Below are 6,800 nucleotides of genomic sequence, written 5' to 3' on the forward strand. Positions count from 1 at the left end.
CGTCGCCCACGGCAAACCGGACCCCGAGGGCTACCTGCTCGCCTGTCGCCGGCTGGGCGTCGCACCCGGCGAAGCGGTGGTGTTCGAGGATTCCGCGGCGGGCCTCCGGGCGGGCCGCCGCGCGGGCGCCCGGTGTCTCGCCGTCGGGCAGGCCGCCCGAACGCCCGCCCTCCGCCGGCTGGCCGACCACGCGGTCGAGCACCTCGCCCAGGCACCGGTCACCGGCCCCGCCGGCCCCCCCGTCGGCGGCGCGGCCGGCTGACCGTGGCGTCACCCTGAGCGCTGCCGTTCGCTGCCGTTCGGGTGCGGACCCGGCGACCCGGCGCGCGCGGCACGGACAGCGGTGCGAGCGTGGACACCACAGGCGAGTGGACACCACCGGGGCCGAAGGGACGGAGCAGATCATGGCTCGGGCGATCTGGACGGGTGTGGTCACCTTCGGGCTCGTGACCGTCCCCGTGGGGCTGTACACGGCCGTCGAGGACCACACCCTCCACTTCCACCAGCTCCAGCGCGGCACCTCGGACCGGATCCGCAACAGGCGGGTCAACGAGCGCACGGGCAAGGAAGTCGACGCGGCCGACATCGTCAAGGGTTACGAGGTGGAAGAAGGCCGGTACGTCATCGTGGAGCCGGACGAACTGGACGAGATCGCGCCGGGCCGCTCCCAGACCATCGACATCACCGACTTCGTCGACCTCGACCGGATCGAACCGGCGTACTTCGACCGCACCTACTACATCGCCCCGCGCGGCAAGGAGTACACCAAGGTGTACGAGCTGCTGCGCGCGGCGCTCGCCGAGGCCGACAAGGTCGGCATCGCCACCTTCGTCATGCGGGGCAAGCAGTACCTGACCGCCCTGCGCGCCGAGGACAAGGTCATGATCTTGCAGACCCTGCACTGGGCGGACGAGGTCCGTGACCCTGGTCGGGAACTGCCCGAACTGCCCGCGGCCCGGGCCGGGCGCGGCAAGGAACTGCAGATGGCACTGCAGTTGGTCGACGCGCTCAGCGGCGACTGGGAGCCCGGGAAATATCACGACACCTATCAGGAGAAAGTGCGCGAATTGGTCAAGGCGAAGGTCGAGGGCCAGGAGATCGCGGCGGCGCAGGGACCGCCGCAGGCGACCAACGTCATCGACCTGATGAAGGTCCTCGAGGGCAGCATCGAGGCCGCCCGCTCCGGACGCGATGCGCGCGAGACGGTGGGAAATACGGTGGGAAATGCGGAAAAGGCCGGACGGGCTGAAAAGGCCGGTAAGGCCGGAAAGACTGGCAAGGCCGGGAAGGCGGCGACGCGGACGTCACCGCCAAAGAAGGCCGGCGCCGCATCCGCGCGGGCGCGTGACCGCGGCACCACCGGCAAGCGTGAGCTCCAGCGCCTGAGTAAGGCGGAGCTGTACCAGCAGGCGAGCGAGCAGGACGTTCCCGGCCGGTCGAGGATGAGCCGTGAGGAACTGATCGACGCCCTCGCCCACAGCGGACGCCGCCGCAGGAAGACCGCCGCCTGACCCGGCCGGTCTGGGCGTGCCGGCGGCTCGGTGCCGTACCGAGGCGCCGGAGACGATCACAGTCTGTGTGTGATCGATAACGATCTGGGCCGAGCCCTTGTGGGTGGTGTGATCCGCTTTAGCCTCCGGCCATGGGATTTCTTTCAAGCCGCCGCAAGCGGGCCCGCCTGGCCCCCGAACTCGATGACCGGGAACTCGGCAGACTGCTGAAATCCCTGCTGTCCACCAGCAGGACGGGAACGTTCGCCACCACGGACCTGTGCACGGCGCAGATCTCCCGCTTCCTGGAGGAGGACCCGGGGGACTGGGACCGCCGCACCCACCGCATCAGCGTCCTGGCGGAGTTCCTCGGCGACTCGCGTCTGCCGAGGTCCTGGGCCACGCGTGAGCCCCGCAACGCGACCGCGCTCGTCCTGTACGCCTGGTCCCAGGCGACGGGGGAAGCCCAGGACGGTCCGGGCGCATCGGACGACGCCGTGGAGAGCTGTCTGCGCGCCGCCGAACTCGCGCCGGACGACCCCACTCCCTGGGTGGCACTGCTCAAGGTGGCGCGTCGGCAACGCTGGACGCAGCCCCAGGTGTTCGGCGTGTGGAACGAGGTGCTCACACGCGACCGTTGGAACCGCGAGGCGTACATGAACATGCTGGGCTACCTCACCCCGGAGGAAGGCGGTTCGCGGCTGCAGGTCCTCGAGTTCGTCGACGGCCTGTGCGCCCGTGTGCCCGCCAACGCGCCCTGCGTGGCGACGGAACTCACCGCCCAGGTCCTGCAGTACCAGGCCATCCTCGGCCGGGGAGGGTATGAGGCCCTGGTGGCACGCACCCACTGGTCCCAGGGGATGGCGGCCCAGGCGCTCGACCGCGTGGCGCACACGTGGGGGCAGCCGGGCTTCCTCCGCCATGCCAAGGCCCTCGCGGACCTGAACCTCCTCGCCTACGCGCTGATGGCCGGCGACCGGCGTGTCGAGGCGCGAGCGGTGTTCGAGGCGATCGGCGGGACCGTCAGCGAGTGGCCCTGGCGGACGGGCGGCGATCCCCTCACCGAGTTCGAACAGGCGCAGCGCAGGGCCATGGCCGGCATGTGAGCCGAGGCCGCGGACAGGTGGCGTGCGCTCTCGGGGGTGCGACTCCCCCCGTCACCTCACCGGGGAGGAGCAGTGGGAGAGGCTGCCCGCTCGACCCGGCGTTCCCGCCACGTGGTTCTGAGTGCTTCGAGTTCGGTGCGCGGGAAGTGCTCGCCCCACTTGCCGCGGTAGGCGCTCTCGCCGTACTGCCGCGCGACCTCGTCGAAGCAGCGGATCACTGCCCGGGCGACGACGTCGATGTGCTGCTGGGTGGACCAGATCTCCGTCCCGCGGTTGTCGTGAGCACTGCCGTGGGCCAGCTGCGGCAGGCGGATCCACACGTCGGTGCCTTCACGGTGGAAGACCCACCGGAACGCGGTGGGCTCGGCCTCGAACTGGGCCCGGCATTCGGTCGCGCCGGCGGTCAGACGTGTGACTTAACGCGCCGTCCCTGCCCCTTCCTGAGCCGATCCGCGCCGGTCAGTCGGAGGCGGCCACGATCCCGTAGGTCACGAGCCCGTACATCAGATGGGGTACCGCGTCGGACACCCAGTCCTCGAAGGACCAGCTCGTCGGGTCGCTCACGCCCAGTCGCGCCATGGGCACATCCGTCGCCGCCATGGCCAGAGCGCCGGTGACCGCGCCGCCGAGCCACCAGGGCAGGCGGATGCCCACCCGCCGCAGCAGGGAGACGGCCGAACCGGTCGCGCAGCCGACGGCGATGCCCGACAGTGCGCCCAGACCGGAGAGCCGGTTGGCCCGGGTGTCGTCGGACCCCGGGACCGGGTGGCCCACGTCCTGGCTGATCTTCTCGACGACCTGGGCGGGTGCCTCGCTCGACGGCCTGCCTCGCACGGCCATGTCGGCGTACGTGACAGCGTTCAGGACGGTTGTCCCGGCGGCGCCTGCCGCGCCACCGCGCACGATGCTCTTGAACATGGGGGCCGAGTTCCCCCATCGGCTGATGCGAAGCTCGGTCACCCGGCACTCTTCTGGAACAGCGCGAGCTGGTCCTTGACCCAGGGGTCGAACACGGCGAGCCGCTGCTCGGACGACGGGTAGAAGGTCGCCAGCTGGTCCTCGATCCACGGGTCCGTGGGCTGGCGGGCGGCATGGTGGCGACCGGTGTGGTGCGGGGCGGCAGCCGGGACGACGGCGGCCGGATGGTGCACGGGCGCCGGCGCGGTGTGTGCCGACGCAGGGCCGCCGCCGATCATCGTGGCGCCTGCGGCCAGCACCGTGGACGCACCGGCGATCGCGATCCGTCGAGACATCTGCATGATCTTCTCCTTCTCGCCGGGCCGCGCCGCCCGTCCGGCAGTGGTGCGGACGCGGCCAGACGGCGCGCCTACCCGTCCTCCACGCCCTACACACCCGCCCGGCATATGTCACCCGGTGCGAGGCCGGACCACCGGAGCGTCACGAGGGGCTGGAGGCGGTGCCGTGCGGGCCCCGCCTCCAGCCCCTGCTGGTCGGCGTCACGCGGCGAGGGCGTGACCGGGGTGGAGTACGACCTTGGTGTAGCCCTCTATGCGCTTGTCGAACTTCTCGTACGCCTGGGGTGCCTGGTCCAGGGGCAGCTCATGGGAGACGACGAAGCTGGGCTTGGCGCGGCCGGCGATGATGAGATCGCGGAGTTGCCGGTTGTACCGTTTGACGTTGCACTGCCCGGTGCCCATCTGCTGGCCCTTTTCGAACATGCGGCCGATGGAGACGAGGAGCTGGCCGTGCTTGGCGTGTTCGTCCGGGCCCCCGGGGTCGGAGGGGACGTAGAGGCCGGGGATGCCGAGCTTGCCGGTGGGCCGGACGGTTTCCACGAGGGTGTTGAGGACGACGGCGGGTTCTTCGTGGCTGGCGTCGCGCGCCTGGGCCTGGTAGCCGACGGCGTCGACACCCTTGTCGGTTCCCTCGCCGTCCGTCTGTTCCTTGATCTGTTCGGAGGGGTCTCCCTGGGTGAAGTCGATGGGAATCGCTCCGATCTCCTCGGCCTTGGCGAGCCGCTCGGGGACCCGGTCGACGGAGAAGACCTTCGCCGCACCGCGCAGGAGGGCGGAGTAGGCGGCCATGAGGCCGACGGGACCGGCGCCGAACACGGCGACGCTTTCGCCGGGGGAGACCTCGGCGAGTTCGCATCCGTGGTAGCCGGTGGGGAAGATGTCGGCGAGGAGGACGAAGTCGGTCTCGTGTTCTTCGCCGGGTGGGAGTTTCAGACAGTTGAAGTCGGCGAAGGGCACGCGCAGACGCTCGGCCTGGCCGCCGACGAAGGGACCCATGGCGACGTAGCCGTAGGCGCCGCCGGCGAATCCCGGATTCACCGTGAGGCAATAGCCCGTTTTCTCTGCGAGGCAGTTCTTGCAGAATCCGCAGGCCACGTTGAACGGCATGACGACGCGGTCCCCCACGGACAGGGAGGTCACGCCGCTGCCGACCTCCTCGACGACGCCGAGGTTCTCGTGGCCGAAGACGATGCCGGGCTCGGCTGCGGTGCGTCCTTCGTACATGTGCAGGTCGGAGCCGCAGATCGCCGTGGAGGTGACCCGGACGAGTACGTCGTTGGGGTGCTGGATCTGCGGGTCGTCGACGTCCTTCACGGTGACGCTGAAGGGCCTCTCGTAGACAACGGCTTTCACCTGTGTCACCTCCGCGTCGAGTGCTGGGCGCGGCTGCGAGGACCGGCCGCCACCGGGTCCCGGGCGAAGCCCCCCGGGGCCCGTGCCGTGGCCTGTGCGCTCGCTGCGCCGCCGGTACTTCCAGCAAACGCCTGCAGGTCACGGGCTGCAACCCGCCTCGGCGACGATCGTGGCGGCCTGATGCCGGGGCGCACCGGTGCGGGGCGCCGACGATCTCCATGCCTGGCTGGGTGCGGTGCCGGCCGTGTCTGCCGGCGGGAGCCGCGGGGACCGGCCGGCCCCGTGCGACCGCCGGCGCACCGCCGCACCGCCGTACCGTCACGCGTTCGGCCCAGAGTGCATACGGTCGCCCCGCCCGACGGGAAGGGATGGAGAACCGCAGCCACGCCCAGGGAGTGTCATGAACGAGCACCAGGGGGATCCGGCCCACCGGCACCACCGTCCGGAAGGAGTCGACGACCCCACCGTCGAGGCCCTCGGCTCACTGTCGAAGGCCCTGGAGACCACGGAACGCGCCCGCGGTCACCTGTACAGCTTCCACCAGCTGACCGGCGGGGCCGACCTCGAACTGGGACGGGCGGTACGGCTGCTGCGGGAGGCCGGGCACGCCGAATGGGCGGCGAAGGCCGAGGCCGAGATCCTGGGCCGCGACGTCATCCCCGGTCACTGGACGTTCCAGATCATCGAGGCCTACAACGACACCTACTACCGCCCGTTCGTGGAGCTGGAACGCGGTGTGGTGAACGCACTCGCCGAGGGCCGGGACCACCTCTACGAGGCCGAGATGAAGAAGGCGCGCCGTACCTTCGCACACCACGATCACGCGGACCGTCCCCCCGCCGAGGACAGCTGACCGCGTCGCGGACCGCCGCGGGCGGCCTCGTAGCGCTGAATACCGCCTCGTCACCGCCTCATCCGCCCGCCCCACCGCACCCACTCCAGGACGGATCATGCAGACATTCCTGCCCGATGCCGACTTCCGGCGCTCCGCCCTGCTGCTGGACCGCCGCCGCCTGGGCAAGCAGCGGGTCGAGGCGCTCCAGGTCCTCCGCGGCCTGACCGTTCCCGGTTACGGCTGGCGCAGGCACCCGGCGGTGCGCATGTGGAGCGGGTACGAGGAGGCCCTGGTCCGCTACGGGCTGGAAGTCTGCCGGGTCTGGCGTGAGCAGGGGCACCAGGACAGCTGCGCCGCCTCGTTGATCGCCGGGTACGCCGCCGAACGTCCGGGCGCCCACGTGCGTGAGCAGTCCGTTCTCGCCGCCGCGGGGGAACTTCCGCCGTGGCTCGGTGACGAGGCCTTCCACCGCAGCCACCAGTCCGCGCTCGTCCGCAAGGACCGGGACACGTACGCGGAGGTGTTCCCCGGAGTCCCGGACGATCTGCCCTATGTGTGGCCGTCCTCCGACCGGGAAGGCGCGACCGGCTGACACCTGTCCGTTCCGCGCTCGCCCCGGGGACCCGCGTGCCGTCAGCCCGGGGCGACCCGGTGGACCGCCAGTGCGTCCAGGCGGTGCGTCCTCGCGTCGGACGGGGCGCACACCAGGCGTCCGACCGCGGGGGCGCGCCGGGGCAGCGGGTCCACGCCGCGCAGCGCG

At 71.1% G+C, this 6,800-nt stretch carries 9 protein-coding genes; 5 read left to right on the forward strand and 4 right to left on the reverse strand.

All coding sequences use genetic code 11. The features are described 5' to 3' along the window. The 3 genes from IE312_RS08460 to IE312_RS08470 form a co-directional block, all read left to right on the forward strand. Positions 1-262, forward strand: a 262-nt coding sequence (locus tag IE312_RS08460) for an HAD family hydrolase (RefSeq protein WP_189979894.1), incomplete at its 5' end; no start/stop codon positions are given. A gap of 142 nt (positions 263-404) precedes the next feature. Further along, positions 405-1,511 (forward strand): non-homologous end joining protein Ku, encoded by a 1,107-nt coding sequence (gene ku / locus IE312_RS08465; protein ID WP_189979902.1) that lies wholly within the window; start codon positions 405-407, stop codon positions 1,509-1,511. Positions 1,512-1,642: 131 nt separating this feature from the next. Beyond that, positions 1,643-2,596, forward strand: coding sequence for a hypothetical protein (locus tag IE312_RS08470; protein WP_189979904.1), 954 nt, complete (start codon positions 1,643-1,645; stop codon positions 2,594-2,596). Between the two features lie 56 nt (positions 2,597-2,652). Here the strand turns inward: IE312_RS08470 and IE312_RS08475 are convergent, their stop codons facing one another. The 4 genes from IE312_RS08475 to IE312_RS08490 all read right to left on the reverse strand — a co-directional run bounded on the left by IE312_RS08475 (position 2,653) and on the right by IE312_RS08490 (position 5,205). Beyond that, positions 2,653-2,916: a hypothetical protein gene (locus IE312_RS08475; RefSeq protein ID WP_189979906.1), complete on the reverse strand. Its 264-nt coding sequence runs from the start codon at positions 2,914-2,916 to the stop codon at positions 2,653-2,655. A gap of 139 nt (positions 2,917-3,055) precedes the next feature. Next, entirely contained in the window at positions 3,056-3,514 is a 459-nt protein-coding gene (locus IE312_RS08480) for a hypothetical protein (RefSeq protein WP_189979909.1), read from the reverse strand. A 38-nt stretch (positions 3,515-3,552) separates the two neighbouring features. After that, complete coding sequence (locus IE312_RS08485) at positions 3,553-3,855, reverse strand: hypothetical protein (RefSeq protein WP_189979911.1); 303 nt, start codon at positions 3,853-3,855, stop codon at positions 3,553-3,555. A 198-nt stretch (positions 3,856-4,053) separates the two neighbouring features. Beyond that, positions 4,054-5,205: a glutathione-independent formaldehyde dehydrogenase gene (locus tag IE312_RS08490; protein ID WP_189979913.1), complete on the reverse strand. Its 1,152-nt coding sequence runs from the start codon at positions 5,203-5,205 to the stop codon at positions 4,054-4,056. Between the two features lie 400 nt (positions 5,206-5,605). Here IE312_RS08490 and IE312_RS08495 point away from each other — a divergent pair, with 400 nt between their 5' ends. Next, positions 5,606-6,058, forward strand: a complete 453-nt coding sequence (locus IE312_RS08495; RefSeq protein WP_189979915.1) for a hypothetical protein — start codon at positions 5,606-5,608, stop codon at positions 6,056-6,058. 97 nt (positions 6,059-6,155) lie between these two features. Then, positions 6,156-6,632 (forward strand): MSMEG_6728 family protein, encoded by a 477-nt coding sequence (locus IE312_RS08500; protein ID WP_189979917.1) that lies wholly within the window; start codon positions 6,156-6,158, stop codon positions 6,630-6,632. Positions 6,633-6,800 lie beyond the last annotated feature (168 nt).

The organism is Streptomyces capoamus, assembly GCF_014654935.1.
Taxonomy (GTDB): Bacteria; Actinomycetota; Actinomycetes; order Streptomycetales; family Streptomycetaceae; genus Streptomyces; species Streptomyces capoamus.